This is a genomic window from Neobacillus drentensis, assembly GCF_036965425.1.
GTDB classification, from domain to species: Bacteria; Bacillota; Bacilli; order Bacillales; family Cytobacillaceae; genus Neobacillus; species Neobacillus drentensis_F.
The window spans coordinates 44,014-70,953 of the sequence record NZ_JBALPP010000050.1 but is presented as its reverse complement, the minus strand read 5'-3'; the positions used below and the strand labels follow the sequence as shown (position 1 = coordinate 70,953).

The window sequence follows — 26,940 nt, the reverse complement described above, 5'->3', positions numbered from 1 at the left end:
AGCCTTTATTTTCGTTCCAGGAGAGTAGGTTGATTGAATGTCCATAGGAAAAGTGATTTATTATCACCGCAGAAAGCAAAATAAGACACAGGAACAGCTATGCCATGGCATTTGCTCGATTACACACTTAAGCAAAATAGAAAATAATACGAAAGACGCCAATCCCAAAACTCTGAAGCTGTTATGTGAAAGATTGCAGATTTCAATAGAGGAAGAAAACAAAAAGACCGAATTAATCAGGCAGAAGCTGGATATATTTTACGAGACAATTGAACGGATGCATCAGGAAAAGGCAGCTGCAATCTATAAGGAATTGCAGGAGGACAAGGAATACATCTATTGTACGGACATGCTTTATTTATTTGAGCTATATAAGCTTCGTTATTACCTCCTTTTGGAGGATCTTAAAGCTTTTGAAAAATCTTCATTAGGCATTCATCGGTACATCTCGAAGTTTTCTCCCTTTGAGGCTTTCTTATGGGACCTTCTTCAGGGAATCTATTATGGGAAAAAGGAACAATTCCCGAAAGCACTCCTCTTCCTGTCACGCGCGGAGGAACAGGAAGAGCAATATCAGTCAAAAATTACAGAGTATAATTATTTCCGGTCAGCCTTAGAAGGCCATTTATGCCACTATTCTTTATCCATTCATTATGCCTATAAGGCATTACGTGTGTTTCAAAATACAAATAACTTTTTACGGATTGTCTACGTGAAAATGATTCTTGCTGTTAATTTTATTTTTATTGGGGAATTTGATAAAGCTAAAGAAATGCTTCTTCATATTTTAAATGATGCAGAAATGCTTCAGGATACAGAGACGCGGTCCCTTTCCCTGCATAATCTTGGTTTTTTGCATTATAGACAAGGAAAAATAGAAGAATCGGTCAACTATTATTTGCTGGCCCTTCAACTCAGAGAAAAAAACACTCTTAATTATTACATAACGATATCCAGTCTGGCAGAGGCCCTGATTTCCGATTCACAACATGAAAAGGCAGCGGGTATCCTAAAAGAAGCGCTAGACTCCTTTCAGGATCAAAAGTCACCGCGTTTTATAGAATTGAAAATCCTTTATCATGAAGCAGTCGGCCCGAAAAAAACACTTATTCAATTTCTACTTAATCATGGATTATCTATCATTGAAAATCATATGTCTGCCGAGAGAGGAAGCAAATATCTTCAGATGATGGCCGCCTATTATGAGGAAAATCAAGACTTCCGTTCTGCCAACCATTATCTTCGGATTGCCAACCAGCATCTTAAGAATCGGCTTTTCAATATAGGGTCTCCCGTTGAACTTAAGAAAGCGAATATAATCGAGGAATACGTTCGTTAACTTAATAGATTGACAAAGGATAATTGCCCGCAGCAATTGTCCTTTTTTGTCGGCTAATTAGAATTGTCCCAAGTAAACCTGATGATAAGGCTTCGTTATTTTACACAAAGAACCCCTGCTTCTCAAAAAATCCTCCTTCATCCACCACCTAAAAGTGAGAATTGTCCCAATTAACAGTCAACTTAATTCACTCTATAATTTTTTTTTAGATAGATTGCAAGACAAATTTTTTTACAGAATAGGAGAATGCAAAATGGAAAAGCCTAGATTCAAGAAGTATTTTGCGGCGATGATGACTACTGCGCTTCTTACCGTCCCCACCCTTCAAGCGTTTGCGGATGACTCTAGTATAAATTTGGTAAAATCAGCAGACGGCTTTTCAGAAGTTCTACAGGGTATAAACGCAAAAGCAAGTACAGGAAAGCATGTCATCACGCTTATTACGGGGGATGTTGTCACTGTAACAGAGTTAGCCGATGGGCAAAGTGTCATTAGCGTGGAACCCGCTGATCATGCTGGCGGCGGGGCACGGATTATGACAATCAACAAGGATACATATGTCATACCCGACCAAGCAATGCCATATTTAGCCTCCGGATTCATGGATAAGGATTTATTCAATATTACTACGCTCATTGCTGATGGATATGATGATGCATCTCAAACTACTTTGCCTGTCATCGTCCAATATTCTGAGTCTAAAACTCGTTCCGCTGCTCCTAAACCTACACCAAAAGGAGCCAAGCAAACCCATGTGCTAGAAAGCATTAATGGTGTGGCACTTTCCACTGATAAAAAGGAAACGAAAACGTTCTGGCAAGACATCACGAAAGGAACGCAACAAGCCAAGGCTTCACGAGCAGCGTTGACTCCAGGAATTGAAAAAGTCTGGCTGGATGGCAAAGTCGAAGCCACCCTTGCAGAAAGTGTTCCACAAATCGGTGCACCAACGGCTTGGAATGCCGGTTATGACGGAAAGGGTGTAAAAGTAGCGGTGCTTGATACCGGAATCGATGCGGAACACCCGGATATTTCCGGTCAGCTGGATGAGTCAAAGAGCTTTGTTCCTGGTGAAAACGCAGAGGACCATCATGCACACGGTACCCATGTTGCCTCCACTGTACTTGGAACAGGAGCAGCATCACAAGGAAAGTATAAAGGGGTTGCCCCAGGAGCCCGTCTATTAGTAGGGAAGGTGCTTAATAATGAAGGCTTTGGCCAAGATTCCTGGATTATCGATGGCATGGAATGGGCTTCCCATAATGCCAAGATTGTCAGCATGAGTTTGGGAAGCAGCGAGACAAGTGACGGAACAGATCCAATGGCTCAAGCTGTCAATAACCTGAGTGCAGAGACAGGTTCTCTGTTTGTCATTGCAGCAGGAAATACTGGTGCTGAAGGTATTGGTTCACCGGGAGCAGCAGATGCAGCACTAACAGTTGGTGCGGTGGACAAGTCTGATCAGCTTGCTTGGTTCTCCTCCAGAGGACCCCGTAATGGAAATTCAGGACTAAAGCCAGACCTCACTGCCCCTGGCGTAGGGATCACGGCGGCACGGTCTCATTTTGCCACGAATGGACAGGGATCCTATCTCACAATGGACGGAACGTCAATGGCAACACCGCATGTTGCCGGAGCAGCGGCAATTCTTTCTCAGTGCCATCCTGATTGGACAGGCACAGAACTGAAGGATGCCCTGATGAGTACAACGAAGGAGCTGGGAGAAATTAAGCCTTTCGAGGGCGGAACAGGTCGTGTTGATGTTGCAGCCGCAGTATTAGGCAACGTGCGGGCCACTGGCTCCGTCGATTTTGGCTATTTCGACTGGCCGCATGATGGAGATGTTCCGGTTGAGAAAAAGGTTACCTACACGAATGACAGCGTCCAGCCGGTAACACTGAATCTCTCAGCAAAAGTAACAGATAACAGCGGTTCAGATGCCCCTTCAGGGTTCTTAAAGCTTTCAACAGATAAAGTTACGATTCCAGCAAAAAGTTCAGCTGACGTCACCGTCACTCTTGATCCTCAGCTAGGTGCACTTGGCGCCCGTTATCAAGGACAGCTTTCAGCAGCTGCAGACGGCAAAACAGTTGCCCATACTGCAATCGGCATGATTAAAGAAGAGGAAAGATATCCTCTTACGTTGACAGCAATCGATCGTGACGGAGCTCCTGCCCTAGCGTACATCAACCTCCTTGGTCCGGATGGAGTTCCACAGTTTATGGCCGTTGACGGTAGGAAGGAATTGCGACTGCCGCCTGGAACTTATTCAGTTATGTCCATGATGGATGTTGACGATAATACAGATCATGCCGGTGTTGCACTCGTCGGTAACCCCGAAATCGAACTAACTGGACCGAAAACAGTTGAACTGGATGCCCGTAAAGCGAACGAAATTACCGCTAATGTCCCAAAAAAGACCGAAGCGAATTTTAGAAAAATGGAATATCACCGCACGATTGATGGAAATAACGTCGAGGACATTTACGTTCTGCCCGTTTGGAAGGATCATATGTACGCTCAACCAACGAAGCAAGTAAAAAATGGTGAATTCACCATGAACACACGCTGGCGTCTTACAGAGCCGTTATTGATGATCAACTTCCACGGCCAGGAATTAGATGAAATCCCTCAAGCGGGAAGTACGCTTCTAAAAGGGAAATACAATTTGGATACTGTATATGCAGGCAAGGGTGTTGCAGCAGAATATAATGGACTGAATGTGAAGGACAAGGCCGTTGTCGTGGAACGCAGTAATGAAGTATCCGGTGCTGAGAGGGCTGCGGCAGCCAGTAAGGCCGGGGCAAAACTCTTGATTACTGTAAATGATGGACCGAAAGAGCTCAGCGAATATGTAGGAATTGAAAATGAAGATTTCTCACTTTCAGATAGTCCAATTGCAGTAGCTGCTATTAGTGGAACAGAGGGTAAAAATCTCATTGAAGCTGCCCGTTCTGGAAAATTGAAATTGAATGTTGAAGGTAATCCTGATAGTGAATTCGTTTATGATCTTGTCGATAACCATCCTAATGCGATACCAAAGGATTTAACCTATTCACCTAAAACAAAGGATCTTGTAAAAATTAATACTCAGTATAGATCAGACCGCAAGGCTCCAGGTGCGGAGTTCCGCTGGGATCTCCCGGCATACCGGCCAATTGGAGTAGGCTACCCTATGAGTCTATCCCTTCCAGCTGTCCGGACAGAATGGGTATCCGCCCAGGAGGGTACATCCTGGTATCACCAGGCAAGTGTGCTTGACGGCCAATGGGAAGTGCGTCAGTCTGTAGCCCAATACAAGCCAGGTCAACAGTTTGTAGAAGACTGGTTTGCTCCAGTAGTCCGCCCTCGCTTTGGTGATGGCTTCTGGGTACCTTACCGTTCAGGGAACAGCCTGATTATCAATGTTCCTGCATGGGCTGATTCTGGCCTAGGAAGCACTGGGGCAGAAATGACGTACCCTGGTCAGCAAACACTAAAGCTTTATCAAGGTTCTAAACTCGTGAAGGAGGGTATAGGACAAGCAATCTATTCTTTTGCAAACTATCCTGTTGAAAATACCCAATATCGAATAGTCAGTGATGCCTCCCGTGATGAGAAGCGCTGGCATACATCCGTTCGAACACATACAGAGTGGACGTTCTGGTCTAAACAGCAAGAGGAATTTAAAACAGATTTACCGCTGCTTTCGCTTGATTACCAAGTGGATACCGACATGAACGGAGACGCCATAGCCGGCCATTCAAGCAAAATTGGTTTGTCGGCAATTCAAATTTCAGGTGCCCCAGGAAATGGAAAAATCGGTGGCGCATCCCTTGAAGTTTCATTCGACGAAGGAAAATCATGGGAAAATGTTGGATTAGTTGCTGAAGGTAAAGGCTGGGCAGCCACGATCAAGCATCCAAATAAACCGGGAAGCTTTGTCTCCCTTCGGGCCAGTGCCTGGGATGATGCCGGAAATAGTATTAAACAAGAGATCATAAAGGCATACGGATTAAAATAGTGGAGATTTAAAAAATTGAATTAAGAATCTTTTAATATAAAAAAGTAAGCTTCCAATAGGAGCTTACTTTTTTAAGGTATTTTTCACATAAACACAAGAAACGTCTGCTTGATAAGCAAACGTTCTCAGGAGGTAAAAATTTTATTTAGATTTGGCTTTGGTGTAATAATATCTTATGTACAAGAAAGAAAAGTGAATAGACAAGTGCTGATAATGATAAAAAAAATTCAACAAAAAAAAGCCCTAACAGGCTTTTTTTGTTGAAAGTATTGTTTTCTTAGAAACAGATAACTGCTCCTACGATGATTAATAAAATAAACAATACAACGATTAAAGCAAAGCCGCCGCCGTAACCGAAACCGCCGTAGCCATAGCCGCCGCAACAACCACCAAATCCACCATAACCGAACATATATAGACCTCCCTTATACTTATTCCCTACAATTTATGTAAAGAAACTAAGATTGGGAAGGGCTCTTTACCTAGAAATTTTATGGAAAAAATACTTCGATTAGTATCTTTCAAGTAATTCGATGATTACTTTGTATGTAGCGGTCGTATCCATATATGCGTATCTGCCTTTGCCGTTCCAAAAATTCCCCCGTTGGATAACTGGATAGCCTAGATTCTCTAGCAATTTCACTTTTTCATCCATATCATGTACGACGAATGCAATATGGTGGACACCTTCTCCATGAGTTTCGAGATGCTTTTTCCATGTGCTTGGCGAATCATCCGGCTCAATTAATTCCAGCTGAAGTAAAGGCGTGTTAATAAACATATACCTCGACTTTGCATCGGTTGGCTGGCCTTCAAAAACAACCTGAGTCAGCTCGCTTGGACCTGAATGAATAATAGATGGTTTTTCCACACCCAATAATCTGCAGTACGCTTCAGCAGCTGCATCCAACTCTTTTACAACAAGCGCAAGCTGCTCTACTTTATTGGTTCCTAATAATGGAGTGAAGACATCGGCAGGTGGTGCGATGTCCCTTGGATCCGCACTTTCGAGCAATTCCACTAGTGTTTTATAATCGTTTAACGTATCCACATACACGTATCTGCCATCACTCGACGTAAATTCACCGCTCTGCAGGAGCGGATATCCGTTTTCCTCAAAAACTGGCAATCTATCTTTTATAGAATCAACGTCAAAAGCGATATGATGAATGCCTTCTCCGACTGTATCCAAAAACTCGCGCATGGTGCCATGCTCCTGGTTTGGTTCAATCAATTCAATTTGCACCGTCGGAGTGTTGATGAATACAAGTTTACTGCGGGAATCCGTTGGCTGGCCGCGAAAGACCACTTTTGATACTTCACGGTCTCCGGTTAAGAACCAATTGGGCTTCGGGATGCCAAGAAGTTTAGAAAATGCTTCTGATGCCTTCTCAATATCACAAACCACAAAAGCGATTTGATTAATGACGTTATTGCCAGCCAGCTGCTTTTTTTCCGTTAAGGATCCGGTCACGTCGATTCACCTCGGTTATAGATTTTTTTCAAAAAAATTGGGCGGTGGCACCCACCCCCCTATCCCAGACCGCGAACAGCCAGTCCTCCATCACTTGAAATTACTTCACCGGTAATCGCGCGTGCCTGATCGGATGCAAGCAGGATATAGGCGCCAACATGATCTTCAGATTTCATCGCAATTTGCAATGGGTTCCGCTTTCTAATGCTTTTCTCTTTTGTTTCGTTATCGACTATTTTGACAAAGGGCTGTAGAGGCGGAATGACATACAGTGCCGTTAGCGTTCCTCCTGGCGCCACCGCATTCACACGTATTTCTGGCGCTAATTCAAACGCCAATTGGCGCATTAATCCAATTTGAGCATGCTTGCTTGCGGTGTACCAAACCCCGCCGCCATCGGGATAGAAGCCTGCACCGGAAACGGTGAAAATCATATTCCCGGACGTTTTCTTCAGCTCTTCTACACTGGCTTTTGCACCGTTAAAATAACCCTTTACGTTGATATCCATCAACAGATCATATGCATCCGACATGGCATCTGGAGTGACATTCTCAAACTTGGCAAAGCCGTCGAATACGCCTGCATTGGCCACAAAAACATCCAATTTACCGTAAGTTTCAACCGCTCTTTGGACTGCCCTAACATGATCCTCATAGACCGTCACATCTCCTTCGATACATTGAACCTTGTCACCCAATTGTTGTTTAAGTTCATGTAATCCAGCTGCCGATTTATCGAGGATGGTGACGGTCGCGCCCTCCTTTACAAATGCCTCGGTGACTGCCTTTCCAATACCGGAGGCACCTCCAGTCAAATAAATTGATTTTCCGCTAAGCTGATCCATCAGGGCGCTCCTTTCTATTTAAAGCTGCTAATTTTTGAGTTTGGTATGCGAGAGTAAATACTGCTTATCCGAGAGTAAGTTTTGCTTTCGAGAGTAAACGCAGCATATTCGAGAGTTAACCCCGTTTATCCGAGAGTAATTGACTTCTATCCGAGAGTAAGTTTTGTTTTCGAGAGTAAACACAGCATATTCGAGAGTTAACCCCGTTTATCCAAGAGTAATCATCTTTTTATCCGAGAATCACGACAAATCAGTTTGACGTTAAACAAAAATAGCCAGGTTTCTTGTATTTAAAGTCGTTTGGTCGACGATGAAGACGCGCTTGGACAGCTTCCATTCCCCGTCTACGAATGTAAATTCATCCTGACGCTCCCCTGAAATTAAATCGTGGTGGATATCGGTGCTCCGGCTCCGATAAATGGTCAAATAACTGTTTACAACTGCTTTTTCATTTGGCGTATACTCAAGAAGGCGGACATTATTGACAGACCTTCGTGTCCTTGATGGCGGGATTTCAGCCCAAGCGTAATCCGTTTTTAAACGATCAACGCGTATTTTCAATAATTCAATGTCGTCATAAAATGCAAACATATCTAAGGAATAATCAGGTCGTTCGATCCCTTCCTTGTTGACCCTGACCGGCATGGAATAAGAAATATCAGGATGCAGCATGCTGAACCATCCATCAAAATCAATATCATCCAACAGTTTCGCTTCTAAATATAACCATTGCTCAAATTCATAGGTTGCAAGCATCTTCTCTAAACTCATCATGACTCCTCCTTACACTTTTTTTCTTTGCTCACTTCAAAAATCCTTAAGAAGTCATTAGATCAAGCCAGTAGCGATAAAAGTTTCTTTGATTGGCCTCTGTGAATTTATCATCATAAACAACCCCCGGCCCAATGAAATCCTCTACAGGCTTGCGATGTAAGCCCATCGTATAGTTAAAAGTCAGCTGTTTAACCAATGGCATTGTACCAGACGCGGCAGCGGTAATATCCGTAAATACCTCTGTGTCATCCTGTTCAAAAATTCCTGAAGGACTGAATGTTAAAATAAACGACTCACGGGAACGTCTTTTCCAGTCGCTTGAAGCGTTCTTCTCCACTAACAACCAAGTAATGACCTCCATCTTGTCGACACTAATCGGTCTCCATAGACGAACAGAAGTATTCGAAATCAACTGGCCTTTGACTTTTGTATGGGAAATTAAGAAAGATAAATTCGGAAAAATATTGCCAATCATATTTTTTAGATTGCACAAAACATCATACTGTTCATCTGTTAAATTAGATTTGTATTCTTCTTTTAATTCCTCCGGAAAAGCAAAATCAGGATTCGGAGTGCCCAGATTTAAGCCATGCCCATTGGTTGTATGGATTTGATAGCCTTTTTTGGAATAGGTGGCACTTGGGACCATTCCCAATTTAACAATGGAACCATGAGTAACCATCGTATGATACGAGTCCCCGACAAAATTATCTGCACCTATTTTCCAGTTCGAGTGAATAACGAATCGCTGGGGCGGCCCCACAACCTCCATTTCAGCCCGGCCCGCTAAAATATCGAGATACCATTTAAATTCACCCAAAAAGTCTTCTAAAGGTTCAGCCTGATCATTCCATGTTCCGAACAAAAGACCTTTGTAGGATTCGATTCTAATTTTATGAAGCCCTAATCCAGATTTATCGAAATCACCGCCATAAATATCCTTTTGCAGCGGTACCCCAATACAATCTCCATTGTTTTTAAAATTAAAGCCATGATATGGGCAGGTAAACGAAGATTTATTTCCTGCATCGGCCCGGCAAAGCTTCATCCCGCGGTGGGTACACATATTATATAGGCCGCGAATTTCACCATCTGAGCCTCGGGAAATAATCACCGAATAACCAGCAAGGTCCCTTGTAATGAAATCATTTTTGTTTGGAATTTCAGATTCATGACCGATAAACAACCATGTTTTTAAAAATACTTTTTTATGCTCAATGTCATAAATCTTTGGGTCACCTAGAAGTGAGGCAGGAATTGCGCCCATTTCTGGCTGAACGGATTCTTTTAAGTATTCAATCGCATCTTGCTGAGACATTTCTTCAAGATTTATGTTTGTTTTCATCATAGCCTATTCCCCCTAAGTACTAAATTCTTGTATCTTATTTTTACAGGAGAATGATTTCAAAAATCTTCGGGTTTCCCCTGTTTTCTTCTTTATTATAATTGAACATCCCCATCTTCATTCTAGCACTTATCCAACCTTGACCACTGCATCTTTGTTTTTCAAAACAGACAAAACACTGAGGGCAGCGAGGTAGCTTGTTCTTGGATTATTCGGCATTGGATCATTCTCGACAACCAGAGATAATTTTCCGAACGACCCGGCGGCCTCAATCGAGTGGCTGTTTTTCCGAGCAGCTGGATCCGATATTATTTTAACTACCGTTTTATCCGGACCCAAGCCCGCTAAGGACAAAATGATTGATACATTAATATTTTTCGGAAACAATTCAATCGCTTCATGAGCTGAGCCCTCGAACATCACTTGTTCGCAGTCGGCAGGAGCACCTGGCAGGGCTGCTGGCGGCTTCCTCGTTACAATCGAAACCGATTCCAGCTCGCCAATGGATTTAGCTGCCTTTAGGATATCCAATCCGCCGATCGCCCCTGATGGCAAATATATTTTTGTGCAGTTTTTTTTGCAAATTTCCTCAAGCTGCCGATAAAAATCCACATCGGCTAACGCCCCAACACTGCTAAGCACTAAATCCTTGCCGCTTGCAAGAATGTCGGCGCCATAATCCTTCACCACTTGTATTGTCGCCGCTTCAATCACAACGTCAATGTCAGGGGACTGGATCAACGAGTGCGTATCTAGAAAACTTTCTGTATCAAACTGTGCCGCAAGCTGCCCTGCCAATTGTTCGTTTCGAGTATGAAGGCCGACAATTTTACTTCCTGGAAGAAGACCATTGGTATTGATACTTTGGAGAAGAAACTTCCCAATATTTCCTCCGCCAATTAACCCTATTTTCATCTGGTTTCCTCCTTTTAGTTGGCCAAACCGTAAGAATCTGCGAAATATTCCAGCCCGCAATGCCTTGTTTCACGAGACAATCCGCTCTCCTTTAAACCTGGAAAATCAAGATGAAGGTCTTGGAACACGGTATGGTTATTATGGAATACGGCACCAGCCTCCAAGCGGTCCGCCAATTTGGCGGCAAGCGCTTCATCCTCTGTCCAAACAGACGCTCTTAAACCGAACTCGCTGTCATTGGCTTGCTTCACGACTTCATCGATATCAGAAAACGGGAGGATTGGAATAACAGGGCCGAATTGTTCCGCACGAACGATTTCACTTCTTTGCTCTACACCGGTAATGATAGTCGGCATAATAAAATAACCTTGTTCCCATGATTCCGGATCCAGCTGAATGCCTCCTGTAATGACGTTAGCTCCTGATTCGGCTGCTCGTTCGATTAGTCCTTTGACATAGTCATATTGAGATTTATTATTTAAAGGCCCCATTTCCACATCAGGCTGAATCCCATTTCCAACCCGAATACGGCTGAATTCTTTCTTTAATTTTTCAACCGCTTCCTCATATCTAGATTCGTGCACATAAATCCTTTTAATCGCTGAACACACCTGCCCTGCCGCACGAAGAACTCCAAAACGCAGACGCTTGATCGCTTCATCATCCAAATTTACATCCGGAAGAAGAATTGCAGCATCGTTCCCGCCAAGCTCCATGTACAGTTTCTTTACGGTGCCGCTGGCGGCGCGCATAATTTCCTTCCCCGTTTCCGTGCTCCCCACGAATGCAATCGTGCGAACCCTTGGGTCCGAACAAAGCGCATCCCCAATCACACCTCCGGAGCCTGAAACAACATTGATGACCCCATCCGGAAAATAGGAAGCGACGACTTTTAAAAACGTCATGATCGTTAATGGACAGCTGGTTGCCGGTTTCACAACGACCGTATTTCCAGTCAGAACAGCCGGGATGACCCGCTTAAAGGTCAGAATCATTGGTGAGTTCCAAGGCGAGATGATCGCGGCAACACCGCGCGGACGCTTGCGGATTTGCACCTTTTGATTCCCAGGCAGGCTTTCAGGCTGCCACCATTCTAGTAATTCCTCTGCCCCTTGCTTCATAATATCGACACATCGGAGTAAATCCTTTTTCGCTTCAACTAAGACCTTACCATTCTCGCGGACTAGCAGACTAACATTCTCTTCAGTGATGGCACGAATCTCCTCTGCTGCCAGCTGCATCCGGTTTGCCCGGTCCTCAATTTCACTTTGCGACCAGCTTTCATAGGCTTTAGCTGCTGTGGCCACCGCCTGGTCTACATCCTCCTTTGAACATAAAGCCACCTCGCCGACCACTTCACTTGTATGTGCTGGATTGATGACATTTGCTGTTTTTGCCGCTTGAATCCATTTTCCGCCAATCAGATATTTACCAGATACAGATGGATATGTTGAAATCACTGTCATTCCTCCTTATAACTTCTTTGGCTTGAAAGCATCAGCTGCACCCGGAGGACCACCAAATGGTTTCGCCATTGGTCCAACCGCATCCATGTCTACTACAATCATCGTTGGCTTTTTGTTTTCTACGGCCTTCTCGAGCTCTGTGACAAACGCTGCTGGTGATCCGATTCGTGATGCATCAAATCCCATCGATTGACTTAACTGCACAAAGTCAGGGCTCATCAAATCAACAGCAACTTGACGTCCATAAGCGGCACTTTGAATATTTCGAAGCACCCCGTAACCTGCATCATCAAACAGGACAATGATTAATGGCAGTTTTTCTTGAGCGGCGGTTGCCATTTCTCCGACATTGACCATAAACCCGCCATCACCTGCCATCAGGACAACCGGGCGATCCTTGTAACCCATTTGCGCACCAATCGCAGTTGGCAGCCCTTGACCAATTCCGCCGCCAGATGCGTGAATCGATGTCCTAGGTTCATAGATTTCAAAAAGGCGGCTGCCCCACACATTCGCTTGAACGGTGACATCGCGGACTAAAATCGTGTTTTGCGGCAGTACTTTTCGCATGCCATCAAGAATTTGTTCATATGGCCCAAGTGTGGCTCTTAACTGGGTACGCAATTCTTCGCGAACGGACTGTACTTCATCAAGATAAGCAGAATCCGGAACAATAGATGTATTAGATAATTCTTGATTTAACCCTTGTAAAATTTGTTTGGCATCCCCTACTAGCCCATAGCTTGCTTCATAGTTTCGATTGATCGCCAGCCAGTCGGCATCAATGGCGATGTGTTCTTTTGGAACAGTGACTTTCCAATTGGAGGTTTCATTCCCTCTAAAACGAACACCTATACTGATCAACAAGTCGGCCTTTTTCAGCAGGTCTTTCGTTAATTCATATGCGGCAAAGTGACCGATACACTGAGGATGGTCTTCTGGAATACTTCCTTTTCCAGACTGGCTTGTGATGACAGCCGCACCAATCTTTTCTGCCAGCGCTTGAACTTCATTTGATGCACCAGATGTAATCACTCCTCCTCCTGCCCAAATAACCGGACGGCGGGCTTGGGAGATTTTCATTAATGCCTCTTCAGGCAAATATGGAAGGGTTTGATTGGATGGACCTATTGTTCTGATTTCATCAATCGGATAATTAGGGATAATAGCAGATTGAAAATCAATGGGGATTTCAAGCGTTACAGGTCCTGCCGGATAGGCAAAGGCGTCCTGAATCGCTTGCCTGACAACTGCCGCTGCCTGCTCAGGCTTTCTTAAACGGACCGCTTTTTTACTGCACCCTTCCATCATCGACAGCTGGTCCTTACATTCATGGATATATCCTCTGCCAGTTCCTAGATAAGATGAAGCCACCTCACCAGTTAGATGAAGAACCGGCACCCCTGCTGCCCATGCTTCAATTAAAGAACCTGCGGCATTCCCTGATCCCGTTCCCGTACTTGTAATCACTACACCTAATTTCCCTGTCGCTCTAGCATAGCCGTCCGCCATATTGGCCGCGCCGCTCTCACCGCGGGAACAGACTAAATGAATGCTCCCTTCGCGAAGGATCGCATCATAGATTGGCATGTTGTGGATACTGACAATGCCGAAAGCTACTTCCACGCCGACACGAACAAGTTCCTTTACTACTGCATCTGCTGTTGTAAATTCCATTTGCATTTGTTCACTCATCATCTATTCCTGCCTTTACCCGAAAATTAAAGCGCTTTCCCTAGCGCTCCAGCTGTTTCAATCGTGGAACCCGATACATAACTTGCCTTCTCTGAAGCTAAAAATAAAATCACACTGGCTACTTCCTCTGCTTCCCCTACTCTTCCCAGCGGAATATTTCTCTTTTTCGCCAAGTCTGTATAATAATCTTCAGCATTCAACTCCGGCGCATTTTTCAATCTGCGTCGTTCCCATTGATCGGTCCGTATCAAACCTAAGCTAACAGAGTTAACTAAAATATTATCGGAAGCAAGCTCTTGGGAAAGGGTCTTGCTTAAATTCAGTAGACCTGCTCTTGTAGCTGCTGTAGCAATCATATGTCTTTCCGGCTCTTTGGCTAAGGTAGCATTGATATTAATGATTCTGCCGCCGCCCTGCTCGACCAAATAAGGATGAACCGCCTTCACCGCGTAAATGATGGCAAAGTATTTCAATTGGATTTGCTGCTCCCATTGTTCATCCGTCACATCAAAAAAGTATCCCATCACACTTTGTCCTGCTGCATTCACAAGGATATCAATCCCGCCAAAATGGGCTGCTGTCCCGTTGATGAACTCGTTGACATCCTCTTTACTCGTTACATCACATGTTGCCGCATAAATGGAATCTATGGAGCCAAATTGCAGAAGATGATCATAGGCTTTTTCCTTACGCTCGGTGTTTCTGCCGCAGACCGCTACTTTAGCCCCCTCCTGAAGGAACATTTCCGCTGTTTTTAATCCGACTCCGGAGGTTCCTCCCATTATGACAGCTACTTTATCTTTTAATCCTAAATCCATCGTAGCATCCCTCCGTTACACCAATTCTTTTGCATTGACCCAGCCTGGATCAGGCTGTCCAGCCATCGCTGCCCGTGTTTCCGGTTTAGGAGGTCCGGCAATTCCCCATTGATCCATCAGATGCGGAACCCGTTTCCAAACACGCGCTACCCATTCAGCCTCATCTTCAACGGTTTCCAAATAACACGTATACTCCATGACAAACTTCGCCGGATCCTGGAAGTAGCAGAAAACATTATTGCCGGGACCATGGCGCCCAGGGCCCCAAATTTCTAGATAGCCTGCTTTTCTTACATTGGCGATTCCTCTCATCACCTCATCGACCGTGTCCACTTCATAAGCGATATGGTTAACAGAAGCGTGCTGGTCCTGATTAAAAGCAATCGAGTGGTGCTTTCGGTTGCATCTCAGGAACGCCATTTGATGCTCACTCCAGTCGGTTACCTTAAACCCAAGGACATTTGTATAAAAATCGACAATCATGTCGAGATCTTTCGTATTCATCACCACATGGTTCAATTTAACCGGGTCGACGTTTTTCTTATTCCAAATCGTCGTATGCATTTCCACATAGGCCGATAATTCGATGCAGCGATTTTCCGGATCAACAAAGCGCAGGCCGTAGCCTCTTCCTTCTTCATCCAGGTAGCCCGGTTCGGAAACAATTTTGACACCCTTTGAAGCCAGGATTTCCGCTGCCCGGTCGACTGCATTTTTATCAACCATGCCAAACGCGATATGGTGTAAGCCGCTATTTTCACCGGCTTGGAGACTTAAAATATGATTTTCAGGACCTGCCCCGCGGAAGTAAACCGAGTGATCATCCTGAGATACTTTATCCAATCCCCAGATTTTTTCATAAAAATCAGCCTGTTCATTCAGTACCGGAGTGATTAAGCTGATATGCCGTAAATGTGTAATACCTAACATCTCGCCACCTCCAAAGTCTTTTGAAAGTCAACAGGGATGATCCCGCCTATAAGGTAAGTGGACCATCCCTGTCAACGAAGAAATTCCTAGGTAATCAGGGAGTTTGAGTATGGAAACCCTGCCTAATCTTACTTTCCGTTAATAATTGCTTCTCTTTCTTTTGCACGCTGGATGCGAAGCTCTTCTAATGCGCTTCCCTTTGGATAAGTAGGAAGGTTCGGCTTCACGGCTCCAAGCATAACAAGCATGAGAGCCTCTTCATCGCTGTCGTTGCGGATTCCGCGGTAAACGCCAGGAGGTGAGCTGATGCAGTCTCTTTCGTTTAAAACGATTTCATGAACTTCCTCTTTGCCCTCTTCCTGAATAAGAGCGGTTACACTTCCTTTTAAGATAAAGAACACTTCTTCTACATCATCATGTAAATGAAGCGGACCTTCACAGCCAGCAGGCAATACCATGGTGCTTAGCGTAAAGTGTTCTCCAGTAATCACATTGCTGTCATTGTTAGCGGTTGCACCGCGGCCGATATAGCGCATTTGTGCTCTCTTATATTTTGGGTCGATTTCTTCCTGGAACTTTAAGACGTTCCAATCAAGGCTGCGATCCTTTAGTCTCGCCACATATTTTTTCTCAAATGCTTCTACTGAAAATTTTTCTTCAGACATTTTCCAACACTCCTTTTGTTTGATTTGTTTTATATATAAAACAATGTTTTCTTTATAAACCAATAATAAATCCCAATATTATAATTGTCAATTAAAAATATTGAGAAAATTATACTTTTTAAAACTATGTTTTATATACGTAACGTTTTAATCACATTTAAACGGTTACACGATTAGGTGGTACATTTTCAAGTTTGAGCTCTGAAGCTTCTTTCTTTAAGGTAAACAGATAGGCAATGAATCCAAGCGAAGCAGCGATAATTAACATGACGATTGAAGGTCCGAAATCCCCTCCAGAAATATCAACCATCCATCCCATGATATAGCTTGAAAATCCGCCAAGAATGTTGGTAAAGCCCATCAAACCAGCAGCACGTCCCGCTGTTTCAGGAGTAGAGAATTTAACAATAAATAAATTACTTAAATGGAATACACCGCCCTGTGCTCCCATTGCTAACCCCATACATACTCCTGCCATAACCGGTTGAGGTGAAAGAATTGCCGCTGTTAAAAATAACGTCGTCAAAAGAAACAGAATAGTCGCAAGTAAACCTGGACGCTTTGTTTTATCTGATAAGTACCCACAAATTAAGACGAATCCTAAAGCAAAAAGCCAAGATAAAGAGGTAATTCCTGTCATTGCTTCTCTTGTGAACCCTTTCGCGCCGACTAAATAAGTTGGGAGCCAAATACTAATACCGAAAAATAAAAATGATGCCACTAACATACCAAACCAGACAATCCAATAACGGAAATCCTGCACAAAACTTTGTTTTTTCGTTGATCCTTTTGAATCTGACTGGCGAATATAAGCTAATTCTTCTTTATCTAGTCGTGGATGTTCTTCAGGAGTATCACGAGTAAGGAAAATAAACATTGGAAGTACAATCAAAACATTAAACGCCGCTAAAATGAAAAAAGCAGCTTGCCAATGGAAGGTAGCAATCACAAGTGTCAAAATAATCGCTCCGCATGCAGGTCCTAAATAGTTTCCTGCCAGCCAGGAAGATTGCGCTCTGCCCAGTTCACGCTGATGGAACCAGTTAGAGATAAACTTTCCGCAAATCGGGATCATCATTCCTTCACCGATACCTAGGATGATACGGCTCACGATAAACATCTCATACGAAGTAGATAATCCTCCAATTACCATAGTAATCGCCCAAGCAGTCAGACCCAGGATACCGGTCTTTCTTGCTCCAAGCTTGTCGATAATAAAGCCCCAAAAAATATTGGATAAGGCATAAGAAATGGTAAAGACAAAAGTAATCATTCCAATTTTGGCATTCTTATCTGCACCTGTTATTCCAAGATCATTTAAGAAGCCTTGATCCGTCTGGATAATAGAAATACCTAATTTATCAATTTGTCCAAAAAACCAAAAGAAGAAGATTGGTAAAGCAATATAAATCCACCTTTTGTTACCTTTTAGCATCAAATAGCCCCCTTTAGTTTTAAATGTTCATGAACGCGCTTTCAAAAATTTTATTAATAGTATACAGCATTTCAGCGGACCTAAACGGACGTATATTCCTCCTTTATTATTATTCGCAGTGCACTTTATGTTTTATATACAAAACGAAGTTTCCTGCTAAGTTCATTTTAAAATTTTGAGAAAATTGTGTCAACACTAATTATGAATTTTGTTTTACAATTTAAAAATCGTTTTATATACAAAACATTAAATGAAATTGAGATAATAAAAAGGCTTGCGAAATTTCGCGAGCCTTTTAGTTTATTTTGGCGTGGTAACCCATAAAGCCTGATAATTGATCCGAGACTTCAAGCACTTTTGGTAACGCAATTTTTTCAATAAATTCACTATTGAATGTTTTCTCGGTTGCCACGACATTGATCGCAGCCATGACTTGACCTGTGCGTTCAAATATAGGAGCAGCCACCGATTGAATTCCATGGTGAAATTCACCCTTTGTAATCGCATATCCCTCTTTCCGAATTGTCGCTAATTCCTGTTGAAATTCCAAGAAATCAGTTTGCGTTCTTTCCGTATAAGGTTGTAAATTAGAGCCAAATAATATCTGGTTTAATCGATCTTGAGGCTGAAAGGCAAGCTGCACTTTTCCATTAGCAATCGCATGTGCGGGCAGTCTCAGCCCTATATTCACATTCACTGCCGAAACACCTCTAACAGGTGCGCTCCCAACATAGACAACTTCATTACCATCCAAGATTGATAAATGACAAGAGGCCCCTGTTTCATCCCTTAATTTTTCTAAATAGGGCTGAGCAATTTCAGGGAGCTTTAGTGTACTTAAATAAGCAAACCCTAATTCCAACACCTTTGGAGTTAAACTATAGCGCTTAGTATGTTCATCCTGGTACAGATATCCTAATGTTTGGAGCGTATACAATAATCGGAACGGAACCGTCCTGCTGACATCCAGTTCTTTCGCAATTTCAACTAGGGATAATGTTGGGCGCTCCTCACTGAATAGCTTTAAAATTTCCAATCCTCTCACCAAAGCATTGGCATTATATCGTTCCTTTTCTTCTTTTGCCATAAGCATTTCACCATCTTATCGTTATTAATTACTATTCTACAATTTTACCAAATTTTAAGCAAAGCCTCTGGGAACTTTTATTTGGCCGCGGCTGAATTTAGAAAATTCAGGACGATAGAATTAAAACGAATGGGATCTTCTTGATAACACAAATGACCGGTACCAGGGATGGTAACGAATTTTGAATCCTTTATGGACTCGTGGAAAATCTGGGACTCACTTATGGGTGTTACGATATCAAATTCACCACAAATAACAAGAGTTGGAGCAGAGATAGAAGCTAGAATATCCATTTGATTCAAATGAAATAGAGAATACGCAACAGAGCGGAATCCCATTGGCCTGATTTGAGAATAGATTCTTTCTGCTTCCTTCTTAATTTCTGGATCCGGATTTGGGGAAAGAAGTTCCTTTACTCTTAGTGCTGCAAGCTCTTTCGGTTCCAAAGATTCAATGTTATTCAATCGATTTTTCAATTTCCGATCATTCTCTTCTCCGCTCAGGGCAGCTGCCCCTCTTGTCGCATCAGAAATAATTAATGCATCCACCTTTTCCGGAAAGCGGTAACAAAAATCAAGAGCAATGGCCGAGCCCATAGAATGTCCTAGCAGCGTAACAGATTCATAGTTTAAATTTTCGATAAATCCTTTTAATACATCAGCAAATTGCCTAAACTCCCTTAATTCCTCTTTTGGATCAGAACTCTTTCCATAACCGGGGGCATCCCACGCAATCACCGTGTATTGCTTCGATAACCCACTTAATTGTTTTTTCCACGATTGAGAATTGTTTCCCATTCCATGTAAAATAATTAATGGGTCCCCCTCACCTTCAATTTCATAATGAATTTGTAAATCTCCTACTTGTAAAAAAGCCATATTCACCCTCCTTGTGTTTTATAAGCAAAACATTGTTTTATATTTTTCATATTAAAACAATTACAGGATAAGTCAACAGAATTTTTAGAAAGTTAACGGATTTCACTAAAAAAGATTCACACAAATAAATAAGGCGTGCAACCTGTGCACGCCTTATTTAATCATGAAATATGATCTTATATAAATCCTTGATTCGATGTAATATCCTTTCTGCGATACACACTTAACACCACACCAATTAAAATCGAATTTAGCAGCGTGGGCATTAATCCATAGCTTATGAATGGCAAGGACATAGAAATCAAAGGAACAACGCCCAATGACATTCCGACATTAGTCCCCAGTTGGACGCCATAAAGAGCAACCGCACCAATCAGAAGCAATTTGCCAAAAGGATCATGGATTTTGTTCATAACTACAATGATTCTTGCAACAAATAAGGATAAGATTACAACCAGGGCAATGGCGAAAAGCCAGCCGTAATAGTAGGTAAAGCTTACAAAAACAAAATTGGTATGAGCCTCGGGAATAAAAACTTGTTTGTCCAGATGGTTTCCGAACCATCCTGCTTTTGACAGCAAGTCCTTAGCGCGCAATATTAAATAACCTGCACCATCATAATATTTTTCAGGATTTAAAAAGGCAAGGAACCTGACTAACTGATAATCCTTAAGAGTATTCCATGAAATGACTCCTAGGAGTATGAGGATACTGAATGAAAACGACCAGATGAATAGAACCGTTTTTCGAGTAAATGTGCTCCACCATAGCATCACAAAAACCATGACGGTATAAATATAGGCATTTGAAACACTTGGGAGAGCCAAGAAGAAAAACAAAGGAATGAGTAAAAGAATTCCAAACTGCCAAACCTTAAATCGATTGTTACTAAAAAACGAAGCCCACGCAAGAAAGAAAAAAGGCACAGCCATAAGGCTTTCAAACGTGATAGGAGGAATTCTTAAGAGCGGCAGCCCATTGACCGTCGTATTTGAAAAAAACCTTAACAGAAAAAGAATCAGCATTCCGATGGTGTAAAACACCCATCCATGCTTTTTCCACTTCCGATAATCAATCAGCATGATTCCTAGAGCAGCCGTACCACTGATAAGGGCAATGATCATCTTAAAGGTTGAAAAATGCCCTTCATTCATATAACCAAGTGAGAACAATGGCAAAAATCCGAGACCCAGCGTGGTAACGAACAGGATGACCAGCAGCCAGTCAATCTTCGGCCGATGGAGCTTGTTCAGCTGCTGTCCTAATTTAACAGGGCTTCCCATCTGCTCAACCGCTTTTATTTCCGCTTCTGATTCTGAAAGCCCCTTCTCAATCCAGACTTTCTTTGTTTCCTTCAAATGATACCCTAATTCCACGGCAACAAATTTCTTAGCTTCCTTGGACTTGATTTGATCGGTGACTTCATTTAAAAAGATATGTTTAATATTCTTCACTTTGGCCTCACCACTCTAATAGTTCTTTTAACACAAACTGTTTCTTTGACTGCTTCTTTTCAGCTTTCCTTAGAGCTTTTCTCCCTTTATCCGTTAGCTGATAATATTTAGCTTCAGTTTCAAGGCACCAGCTTGATTGTAAATAACCGGTCTGTTCCAGTCGATGCAAAAGCGTATATAAAAAACCTTCATTTTCTTCGAACTTTTGTATGCCCCTTCCCCTAAGAAGCTTCGTTAATTCAAAGCCTGTTCTATCCTGAGCAAGCAGCTGCATGACCGCTAAAAGGATCGTTTCTTCACTTTCATCTTGTCGCTTGATTTTTTCCAGAATGTTTTTTCGATGCTCTTCGGAGAAGTTCAACTCAGAAAATGTCTTCCGATCCATCGCTTTTTTTAAATTTCTCAATCGATTTTCCATCTTCAACCCTCCAATTGTACCTTCAGTAGTTCTTTTGCACGTCTGAGCCTGGTTTTAACGGTGTTATCACCGACTTCGGTTAACTGGGCGATTTCTTTGATTGGCAGTTCCTCATAATAGTAAAGATAAATGGCTTCCCTATATTTGATTGGCAGCTTCATGATGGCTGCAATCAATTGATCATCCTCTTCCTTTTGGATTATGGTTTGCTCGACCAATTCTTTTTGTGTTGTATTGTTTATCGGTTCTTCTTCTGTGATAACAACGTTCTTGTTATACCAGCTTTTCAGAAAGTCCTTGCAATGGTTAATGGCAATCCGCCATAACCATGTTCTTAGTTTCGCTTTACCGCTGTATGTATGAAGACTTTGATAACACTTAACAAATATATCTTGAGTCAAGTCCTCTGCTACGGCTCGATTATTCACGTAGGAAAAAACAAGCTTCAGGACCTCCTGGCCATATCTGTTCATAATTTCATCGATAAGTGCTTCCTTATCTTCTGTATCTAACATTTCCAAAATTAATTCTTCCACGGATCCGTCCCTCCTTCTTTAACTATAGACGATATACTCCCTGAGGAAGTTCTTAAATTGAATTAATAAATTAAAAAACGTTAGGTACTCACCCAACGTTTCAACTCATTTACTTATCATTCGGATTGATAATCGCTAATACCTGATGGTCTTCCCATCTTCCGTTTATCTTTACATTTTTGATGGCAATGCCCTCTTTGTGAAAGCCGGATTTCTCCAGCACACGAATGGATCCAATATTATGTGGCATTACCCCTGCTTCAATCCTGTGCAATTTTAATTCATTAAATGCATAATCGACCAATAGCTGCACAGCTTCTGTCGTATAGCCTTTGCCATTTTGCTTTTTATCTAAAAAATAACCAATAAAGGCACTTTGGAGAGAGAATCGCCAAACTTGAAAAAGATTTATGGTGCCGATTAATGTACCGTCATTTTTAAAAATGCCATAATTATAGGCTAGATCGTTTTGACGATCTTCTTCATATTGCTTAATTCTTCTAATCTGAGAATCTAATGTATAAAACTCCTCTTTACGTTCCATTGAAAATTTCTCAAAGAAACTACGGTTTTCTAGAAGTAATCCTAATAAATCTTCCGCATCCTCTGTTGAAAAAGGTCTTATGCAAATATTTTCAGCAATAAGCATACAATCTTCCTTTCCTTCGTAAAAACTGCGATACCCCGTATCGAAGTATCGCAGCTCCATACATTCTATTATACTAAAAACGCTCCAAGTGCTACCATTGCCTTTTTTAGAGCCTGTTCATAGGCTTTATCTTTACCAACCACAGCACGAAAATCTTTTACATCACGCACTGTCGAGCGTCCTTCTATCTCATAGCCATTATTAAAAATAAGCAGACAGATGGTTGATTTATCACTCATCCGGTGAAACTTTTTCTCGACGATCATTTCTTCCAATTTTTCGAGCTTATCGTCCTTAATCGAATGTGTCCGGGAATATGGGATTACGATATGATCATAAATGTGGTGATTTTTACAAGTTACAAACAGAATATTTTCGCCTTTATGCTCGACATGATTGATCTCTCCACATTTTGGGCAAATACTATCTATGAACATAATTTTCGCTCTCCCCTTAAATAATTTTTTAAATAAAAAAAAAACGATTTTGGCTAGCCTGCTGTGTTCTTTTATATATTTCAATTTCATTAAAAAAATACCTTCCAACATGGGAAGGTACGTTAAATTTAATCTTATTTTAATGTTTTCTAATTTAAATTTTAAAATAGTAATAGCGGAATTCCTCATCCAGCTTAAACTCTTGTTTTTCCCAAAATTCCCATGCCTTCTGATTAGTATGTTCGACAGAAAGTTCAATCCCTTTCGACTTCGTTAACGTGCCAAATTCCTTCACTTTGGCAAAAAGCTGCTTTCCCACTCCTTGATGACGAAAAGATTCAATGATAAAAAAATCATTTAGCAGCCATACACGCTTTAGTGATAAGGAAGAAAAAACGGGATAAAGCTGCGCAAATCCAATGACCTCACCCTCCCGCTCTACGATAAAGATAACGGATTCCAAGTGTTCAAATCTTTCAAACAGGAAATTTTCAACGTTCACCGGACTTCTTTGTTGGTTAAAATACTCACGATAAGAATCGAAGATAGGTACTATTTTATCTAAGTCCTTTATAGTTGCTTGTCTAATAATTAGGTTGTCATTCATTGCTGAATCCACTTTTCAGTCCCCACCATTAACAACTCAGAGACAAACTCTTTACTATCACCAACCAATACCCCTCCATGTCCTGTGCACATAGCGATGGATTCAAATGATTGAATCGTCTTTAAACCCTCAAGAAACGCTGGCAAATGTTCTTTCGCTACTCCCCCATCCTTCAAATAGTCTAACCATGCTTCCCGAAGCTCTTTTCCCTCCGAGACTAAACCACCTGCTGATAAAGGATCTCCGAAAAAGCAAAGAAAATCGCCAGTAAACAAAACTTGTGTTGGTCTATGATAAAAAATGACAGAACCTGGAGTATGATAGCCTACAAGTTGACAATCAAAATCACGGAAAATACCTTGGTCAGGCAATTCATAATGGAATTGTTCCGGATCAGGGTACTCAATCATCTCTTTTTCATTCAGATGAATAAACTTTTTTGCATTCGAAAAAAGTGTGGCTGCCTGCACATGATCTTCATGTCCATGGGTTGCGATAAACAGGGCAACATCATCAACTGATTTACCGATGCTATGCAAGGCATCTTCTACATATTTGGCGTGTTGTAATTTCCCAGAATCAATAACCGTCACACCATGGTCTTCGACTATAAAGTAGCAGTTATTATAGGAATTCCAACTCGAATCCCACACGGCTAACACAAAAACGTTTTTAGTTACATTTTCAAAAATATAATTCATCTAAATTTCCCCCTAGTATCTCTATGCTGTATTATTCGCTTTCGAAGATACTCTCCCCTGCAATAAATAAAATCTAGCCATGGTGACTAGATTTTTTTCGAGACATCTTCTCTTATTGATTCAATCATTTGATCTGATAAATTGGCTGGCAGCGAGGTACCCTCCTTAAAAACCCAGGAATTAACGAGTTCAAGATCTTCTTTTTTAAAAGTAATGCTGTAAACTTGATTCTCATATGTAATTTCCGCGGTGACAAATTCCTCATTGTAAAAATCATCATCAATGATCATATTAGTTATTTCATAAGGCTTCACGAGTACTCTCCTTTTATCTTTTATGAATATAGGGTTAGCCTTATATTGTTGATTATTCACTTGGTTTTGACAATATCCTTATTCTTGCGGTTCCTGACTTCTTCCATCTTGGCATAAAAACTTTCCTCAGCATCGATTCCGAAAAAGTTGTAAAACTTAAGCATATAAGCTAGGCAGTCAGCTAGCTCTTTCCCCAGATCTTCTTTAATCTGTTCCTTTGCCAGCTCAAAAGCCTTTTCTTCCGGTCTTCCTTCTTTGACGTATGAAGCAGTCATGTTAAATGCCTTCCTGAGCTCTTCTGCTACCTCTGCAACTTCTGTTGTCAAAAGCATGTAATTATTCAAAAGAGAAGCCCTGCTTTTTTCATAGTTCTCCTCGCTAATTTCCCATCCCATTTCTTTTTGATACTGTTTTGAGAAAGTTTGAATATCCTTCATCCAAAAATCACCCTCCTGATTTCATCCTTAGCATTATTTAATCAGACGATGGATTAGTTTTTCAAATCCCTTGAATACATATTTACACTAAACGTGGATAGGTTATAGGAAGGAGGCTGATGGCTATGAAAAAGGAAGATAAGCTGCAAAATTCAAGTCAGACGAGTACCAAAAGTAATCAAAATCAGGCAAGCCAGACTGTAAATCAAAATGACAATATCAAAGATTATAACAGAGCATGGGAAGATGACCGCCTTTAATATAGGCATCTTCCCTTTATTTTGTTTCATCACGGCCTCGGAGTAATAACCCATATTTACATAAGCTTTTGTGTTAAAAGCCATAATAAAAGCAAAAAAAAGAGGGTAATTTTATGAAAAAGATTCTAATTAGTTTAATTGTTTTAACGGCCCTTTTCAGTGAAAGTGTGAACCCGCTCAATTCTTCCAATAGAGCTGCGGCACAACATAAACCCATTCCACCGTATGCAAAATGGGGCGTTATGGCTATGGAGAAAACCCATGAGCGGTATCCAAAAGCAAATATCGTTGATTATCTTCATATTGGCAGAGTTACAGGTACAAAAACCTCAACCGAAAAATTCAAATTATGGTTAAAAGATAATAAAAAGGAATTCGGTGTATTTATAGATATTGAATTTAACAATGAAACACAGAAGGTTATTAAAATAACATTCAGGGAGTCATCGAAATAAAATGCTCAAGAAATTCACTATAAAAACCAACCAACGTGATCAAATGATTGAAGTTACGTATCAAGTTCGAGAGTTTATAAAGGAAATGAACTACCAAGAAGGTGCCGTCATTGTTTATTGCCCTCACACAACCGCGGGAATAACGATTAATGAAAACGCTGATCCCGATGTAAAAAGCGACATGATTCGCCGCTTCGACGAAGTGTATCCCTGGAATCATGAACTCGATCGCCATATGGAAGGCAATACCGCTGCGCATATGAAAGCCAGTACGGTAGGGTCATCGCAGCATGTCATTGTAACAAATGGACGTTTGCTGTTGGGGACATGGCAAGGAATTTATTTCTGTGAGTTTGACGGCCCGCGAGATCGGAACTTTTATGTGAAGATTCACTAAAATAAACTCATTTGTACTAATCCTCCAAATTCCCCAATAGAAAAATTTTCTAAAAAACACGATAAAATAGTAGTCGATTCCCACCACCTGTTATATAATATAATAAATAAATTATATCTGTTATATAATAATCGAACATGATATGGGGGATATGGAAATGAATAAAACAGACTCAATAGCTCGGAGAATATTAGGTTGGAAGTTAAATAGATGGGACCGATGGTATGACTATGAAAAAAATTTATTCATTCATGATTCTGAATTTCAACCAGAACATAACCTTGATCATGCCATGCTCATCGTGGAAAAGCTAGGGATGTTTGGATACACCTATACAACAAATGGTCATTCAGAGGTCAGCTTTAATGATGTCAGGGCAACTGGCGCCACGTTATCACAAGCCATTACAAATGCTGCCTACTCCATCATTGAAAAACACTCATCAGTTGACAGCGCAAGATTATGGCAGCAACTGTGCTAAAAACCCAATACAAAATCATAAATGAAAAAGAACCTGGAATCTCCAAGTTCTTTTTTTGTTGGCTCTGTTAAAGAGATTTTTTAACACTGTTTTTTTTAACACTGTTGATTGTAGCGGAAGGTGCG

29 protein-coding genes are annotated in these 26,940 nt (G+C 41.6%); 6 read left to right on the top strand and 23 right to left on the bottom strand.

The features are described from left to right. Positions 1 to 37 precede the first annotated feature (37 nt). Positions 38 to 1,339 (top strand): helix-turn-helix domain-containing protein, encoded by a 1,302-nt coding sequence (locus V7161_RS14660; RefSeq protein ID WP_335713734.1) that lies wholly within the window; start codon positions 38 to 40, stop codon positions 1,337 to 1,339. Between the two features lie 253 nt (positions 1,340 to 1,592). Next, a complete protein-coding gene (locus V7161_RS14655; RefSeq protein WP_335713733.1) occupies positions 1,593 to 5,342 on the top strand; it encodes a S8 family serine peptidase in 3,750 nt (1,249 codons plus the stop codon). 277 nt (positions 5,343 to 5,619) lie between these two features. On the opposite strand, the gene V7161_RS14650 is transcribed toward V7161_RS14655, so the two are convergent. From V7161_RS14650 to V7161_RS14540, 23 genes are all read right to left on the bottom strand, one after another. Beyond that, on the bottom strand, positions 5,620 to 5,754 hold the full coding sequence (locus tag V7161_RS14650) for a YjcZ family sporulation protein (RefSeq protein WP_263297696.1): 135 nt from the start codon (positions 5,752 to 5,754) through the stop codon (positions 5,620 to 5,622). A gap of 99 nt (positions 5,755 to 5,853) precedes the next feature. Further along, the gene (locus V7161_RS14645; protein WP_335713732.1) at positions 5,854 to 6,816 is read right to left on the bottom strand and encodes a VOC family protein; all 963 of its coding nucleotides are present in this window, start codon (positions 6,814 to 6,816) and stop codon (positions 5,854 to 5,856) included. 59 nt (positions 6,817 to 6,875) lie between these two features. Then, the gene (locus V7161_RS14640; protein WP_335713731.1) at positions 6,876 to 7,661 is read right to left on the bottom strand and encodes an SDR family NAD(P)-dependent oxidoreductase; all 786 of its coding nucleotides are present in this window, start codon (positions 7,659 to 7,661) and stop codon (positions 6,876 to 6,878) included. A 261-nt stretch (positions 7,662 to 7,922) separates the two neighbouring features. Then, complete coding sequence (locus tag V7161_RS14635; RefSeq protein WP_335713730.1) at positions 7,923 to 8,432, bottom strand: aromatic-ring-hydroxylating dioxygenase subunit beta; 510 nt, start codon at positions 8,430 to 8,432, stop codon at positions 7,923 to 7,925. A 46-nt stretch (positions 8,433 to 8,478) separates the two neighbouring features. After that, complete coding sequence (locus V7161_RS14630; protein WP_335713729.1) at positions 8,479 to 9,783, bottom strand: aromatic ring-hydroxylating oxygenase subunit alpha; 1,305 nt, start codon at positions 9,781 to 9,783, stop codon at positions 8,479 to 8,481. A 126-nt stretch (positions 9,784 to 9,909) separates the two neighbouring features. Then, a complete protein-coding gene (gene nadX, locus V7161_RS14625; RefSeq protein ID WP_335713728.1) occupies positions 9,910 to 10,695 on the bottom strand; it encodes an aspartate dehydrogenase in 786 nt (261 codons plus the stop codon). A 14-nt stretch (positions 10,696 to 10,709) separates the two neighbouring features. Further along, positions 10,710 to 12,161: an aldehyde dehydrogenase family protein gene (locus tag V7161_RS14620; RefSeq protein WP_335713727.1), complete on the bottom strand. Its 1,452-nt coding sequence runs from the start codon at positions 12,159 to 12,161 to the stop codon at positions 10,710 to 10,712. Positions 12,162 to 12,167: 6 nt separating this feature from the next. Beyond that, on the bottom strand, positions 12,168 to 13,856 hold the full coding sequence (locus V7161_RS14615; RefSeq protein WP_335713726.1) for a thiamine pyrophosphate-binding protein: 1,689 nt from the start codon (positions 13,854 to 13,856) through the stop codon (positions 12,168 to 12,170). A gap of 26 nt (positions 13,857 to 13,882) precedes the next feature. After that, positions 13,883 to 14,674: an SDR family oxidoreductase gene (locus V7161_RS14610; protein ID WP_335713725.1), complete on the bottom strand. Its 792-nt coding sequence runs from the start codon at positions 14,672 to 14,674 to the stop codon at positions 13,883 to 13,885. 15 nt (positions 14,675 to 14,689) lie between these two features. Then, complete coding sequence (locus V7161_RS14605; protein ID WP_335713724.1) at positions 14,690 to 15,604, bottom strand: VOC family protein; 915 nt, start codon at positions 15,602 to 15,604, stop codon at positions 14,690 to 14,692. Between the two features lie 128 nt (positions 15,605 to 15,732). Next, positions 15,733 to 16,269, bottom strand: a complete 537-nt coding sequence (locus V7161_RS14600) for a cupin domain-containing protein (protein WP_335713723.1) — start codon at positions 16,267 to 16,269, stop codon at positions 15,733 to 15,735. A 157-nt stretch (positions 16,270 to 16,426) separates the two neighbouring features. Continuing rightward, positions 16,427 to 17,704 (bottom strand): MFS transporter, encoded by a 1,278-nt coding sequence (locus V7161_RS14595; RefSeq protein WP_335713722.1) that lies wholly within the window; start codon positions 17,702 to 17,704, stop codon positions 16,427 to 16,429. Between the two features lie 295 nt (positions 17,705 to 17,999). Then, positions 18,000 to 18,791 (bottom strand): IclR family transcriptional regulator, encoded by a 792-nt coding sequence (locus tag V7161_RS14590; protein ID WP_335713721.1) that lies wholly within the window; start codon positions 18,789 to 18,791, stop codon positions 18,000 to 18,002. A 77-nt stretch (positions 18,792 to 18,868) separates the two neighbouring features. Further along, the gene (locus tag V7161_RS14585) at positions 18,869 to 19,669 is read right to left on the bottom strand and encodes an alpha/beta fold hydrolase (RefSeq protein ID WP_335713720.1); all 801 of its coding nucleotides are present in this window, start codon (positions 19,667 to 19,669) and stop codon (positions 18,869 to 18,871) included. A gap of 176 nt (positions 19,670 to 19,845) precedes the next feature. Then, positions 19,846 to 21,123, bottom strand: coding sequence for an FtsW/RodA/SpoVE family cell cycle protein (locus tag V7161_RS14580; protein WP_335713719.1), 1,278 nt, complete (start codon positions 21,121 to 21,123; stop codon positions 19,846 to 19,848). 7 nt (positions 21,124 to 21,130) lie between these two features. Then, complete coding sequence (locus V7161_RS14575) at positions 21,131 to 21,541, bottom strand: PadR family transcriptional regulator (RefSeq protein WP_335713718.1); 411 nt, start codon at positions 21,539 to 21,541, stop codon at positions 21,131 to 21,133. A gap of 2 nt (positions 21,542 to 21,543) precedes the next feature. After that, positions 21,544 to 22,077: a sigma-70 family RNA polymerase sigma factor gene (locus V7161_RS14570; protein ID WP_335713717.1), complete on the bottom strand. Its 534-nt coding sequence runs from the start codon at positions 22,075 to 22,077 to the stop codon at positions 21,544 to 21,546. 109 nt (positions 22,078 to 22,186) lie between these two features. Continuing rightward, entirely contained in the window at positions 22,187 to 22,726 is a 540-nt protein-coding gene (locus tag V7161_RS14565; RefSeq protein WP_335713716.1) for a GNAT family N-acetyltransferase, read from the bottom strand. Positions 22,727 to 22,794: 68 nt separating this feature from the next. Further along, a complete protein-coding gene (locus V7161_RS14560) occupies positions 22,795 to 23,163 on the bottom strand; it encodes a Gp49 family protein (RefSeq protein WP_289987836.1) in 369 nt (122 codons plus the stop codon). 154 nt (positions 23,164 to 23,317) lie between these two features. Next, positions 23,318 to 23,782 carry a GNAT family N-acetyltransferase gene (locus tag V7161_RS14555; protein ID WP_335713715.1) on the bottom strand — a complete coding sequence of 155 codons (465 nt, stop codon included), beginning with the start codon at positions 23,780 to 23,782 and terminating at the stop codon, positions 23,318 to 23,320. Further along, complete coding sequence (locus tag V7161_RS14550) at positions 23,767 to 24,471, bottom strand: MBL fold metallo-hydrolase (RefSeq protein WP_335713714.1); 705 nt, start codon at positions 24,469 to 24,471, stop codon at positions 23,767 to 23,769. The genes V7161_RS14555 and V7161_RS14550 overlap by 16 nt, the downstream gene beginning before the upstream one ends. A gap of 86 nt (positions 24,472 to 24,557) precedes the next feature. After that, the gene (locus V7161_RS14545; RefSeq protein ID WP_335713713.1) at positions 24,558 to 24,785 is read right to left on the bottom strand and encodes a hypothetical protein; all 228 of its coding nucleotides are present in this window, start codon (positions 24,783 to 24,785) and stop codon (positions 24,558 to 24,560) included. Positions 24,786 to 24,841: 56 nt separating this feature from the next. Further along, positions 24,842 to 25,222 carry a MazG nucleotide pyrophosphohydrolase domain-containing protein gene (locus V7161_RS14540; RefSeq protein WP_335713712.1) on the bottom strand — a complete coding sequence of 127 codons (381 nt, stop codon included), beginning with the start codon at positions 25,220 to 25,222 and terminating at the stop codon, positions 24,842 to 24,844. A 125-nt stretch (positions 25,223 to 25,347) separates the two neighbouring features. On the opposite strand from V7161_RS14540, the gene V7161_RS14535 reads away from it, so the two are divergent. The 4 genes from V7161_RS14535 to V7161_RS14520 all read left to right on the top strand — a co-directional run bounded on the left by V7161_RS14535 (position 25,348) and on the right by V7161_RS14520 (position 26,815). Next, on the top strand, positions 25,348 to 25,482 hold the full coding sequence (locus V7161_RS14535) for a hypothetical protein (RefSeq protein WP_335713711.1): 135 nt from the start codon (positions 25,348 to 25,350) through the stop codon (positions 25,480 to 25,482). Between the two features lie 113 nt (positions 25,483 to 25,595). Beyond that, positions 25,596 to 25,937 carry a DUF3889 domain-containing protein gene (locus tag V7161_RS14530; protein WP_335713710.1) on the top strand — a complete coding sequence of 114 codons (342 nt, stop codon included), beginning with the start codon at positions 25,596 to 25,598 and terminating at the stop codon, positions 25,935 to 25,937. A gap of 1 nt (position 25,938) precedes the next feature. After that, entirely contained in the window at positions 25,939 to 26,334 is a 396-nt protein-coding gene (locus tag V7161_RS14525) for a secondary thiamine-phosphate synthase enzyme YjbQ (protein WP_335713709.1), read from the top strand. Between the two features lie 157 nt (positions 26,335 to 26,491). After that, positions 26,492 to 26,815, top strand: coding sequence for a BC1872 family protein (locus V7161_RS14520; RefSeq protein ID WP_335713708.1), 324 nt, complete (start codon positions 26,492 to 26,494; stop codon positions 26,813 to 26,815). Positions 26,816 to 26,940 lie beyond the last annotated feature (125 nt).

What these genes read in the sequence shown, in the direction of transcription:
- V7161_RS14535 (WP_335713711.1), top strand. Translation starts at nt 25,348, where the DNA reads ATGAAAAAGGAAGATAAGCTGCAAAATTCAAGTCAGACGAGTACCAAA.
- V7161_RS14565 (WP_335713716.1), bottom strand. Translation starts at nt 22,726, where the DNA reads ATGCTTATTGCTGAAAATATTTGCATAAGACCTTTTTCAACAGAGGAT.
- V7161_RS14590 (WP_335713721.1), bottom strand. Translation starts at nt 18,791, where the DNA reads ATGGCAAAAGAAGAAAAGGAACGATATAATGCCAATGCTTTGGTGAGA.
- V7161_RS14530 (WP_335713710.1), top strand. Translation starts at nt 25,596, where the DNA reads ATGAAAAAGATTCTAATTAGTTTAATTGTTTTAACGGCCCTTTTCAGT.
- V7161_RS14615 (WP_335713726.1), bottom strand. Translation starts at nt 13,856, where the DNA reads ATGAGTGAACAAATGCAAATGGAATTTACAACAGCAGATGCAGTAGTA.
- V7161_RS14600 (WP_335713723.1), bottom strand. Translation starts at nt 16,269, where the DNA reads ATGTCTGAAGAAAAATTTTCAGTAGAAGCATTTGAGAAAAAATATGTG.
- V7161_RS14620 (WP_335713727.1), bottom strand. Translation starts at nt 12,161, where the DNA reads ATGACAGTGATTTCAACATATCCATCTGTATCTGGTAAATATCTGATT.
- nadX (WP_335713728.1), bottom strand. Translation starts at nt 10,695, where the DNA reads ATGAAAATAGGGTTAATTGGCGGAGGAAATATTGGGAAGTTTCTTCTC.
- V7161_RS14650 (WP_263297696.1), bottom strand. Translation starts at nt 5,754, where the DNA reads ATGTTCGGTTATGGTGGATTTGGTGGTTGTTGCGGCGGCTATGGCTAC.
- V7161_RS14585 (WP_335713720.1), bottom strand. Translation starts at nt 19,669, where the DNA reads ATGGCTTTTTTACAAGTAGGAGATTTACAAATTCATTATGAAATTGAA.
- V7161_RS14540 (WP_335713712.1), bottom strand. Translation starts at nt 25,222, where the DNA reads ATGAAGGATATTCAAACTTTCTCAAAACAGTATCAAAAAGAAATGGGA.
- V7161_RS14520 (WP_335713708.1), top strand. Translation starts at nt 26,492, where the DNA reads ATGAATAAAACAGACTCAATAGCTCGGAGAATATTAGGTTGGAAGTTA.
- V7161_RS14575 (WP_335713718.1), bottom strand. Translation starts at nt 21,541, where the DNA reads ATGGAAAATCGATTGAGAAATTTAAAAAAAGCGATGGATCGGAAGACA.
- V7161_RS14525 (WP_335713709.1), top strand. Translation starts at nt 25,939, where the DNA reads ATGCTCAAGAAATTCACTATAAAAACCAACCAACGTGATCAAATGATT.
- V7161_RS14610 (WP_335713725.1), bottom strand. Translation starts at nt 14,674, where the DNA reads ATGGATTTAGGATTAAAAGATAAAGTAGCTGTCATAATGGGAGGAACC.
- V7161_RS14655 (WP_335713733.1), top strand. Translation starts at nt 1,593, where the DNA reads ATGGAAAAGCCTAGATTCAAGAAGTATTTTGCGGCGATGATGACTACT.
- V7161_RS14640 (WP_335713731.1), bottom strand. Translation starts at nt 7,661, where the DNA reads ATGGATCAGCTTAGCGGAAAATCAATTTATTTGACTGGAGGTGCCTCC.
- V7161_RS14630 (WP_335713729.1), bottom strand. Translation starts at nt 9,783, where the DNA reads ATGATGAAAACAAACATAAATCTTGAAGAAATGTCTCAGCAAGATGCG.
- V7161_RS14595 (WP_335713722.1), bottom strand. Translation starts at nt 17,704, where the DNA reads ATGCTAAAAGGTAACAAAAGGTGGATTTATATTGCTTTACCAATCTTC.
- V7161_RS14635 (WP_335713730.1), bottom strand. Translation starts at nt 8,432, where the DNA reads ATGAGTTTAGAGAAGATGCTTGCAACCTATGAATTTGAGCAATGGTTA.
- V7161_RS14660 (WP_335713734.1), top strand. Translation starts at nt 38, where the DNA reads ATGTCCATAGGAAAAGTGATTTATTATCACCGCAGAAAGCAAAATAAG.
- V7161_RS14605 (WP_335713724.1), bottom strand. Translation starts at nt 15,604, where the DNA reads ATGTTAGGTATTACACATTTACGGCATATCAGCTTAATCACTCCGGTA.
- V7161_RS14550 (WP_335713714.1), bottom strand. Translation starts at nt 24,471, where the DNA reads ATGAATTATATTTTTGAAAATGTAACTAAAAACGTTTTTGTGTTAGCC.
- V7161_RS14560 (WP_289987836.1), bottom strand. Translation starts at nt 23,163, where the DNA reads ATGTTCATAGATAGTATTTGCCCAAAATGTGGAGAGATCAATCATGTC.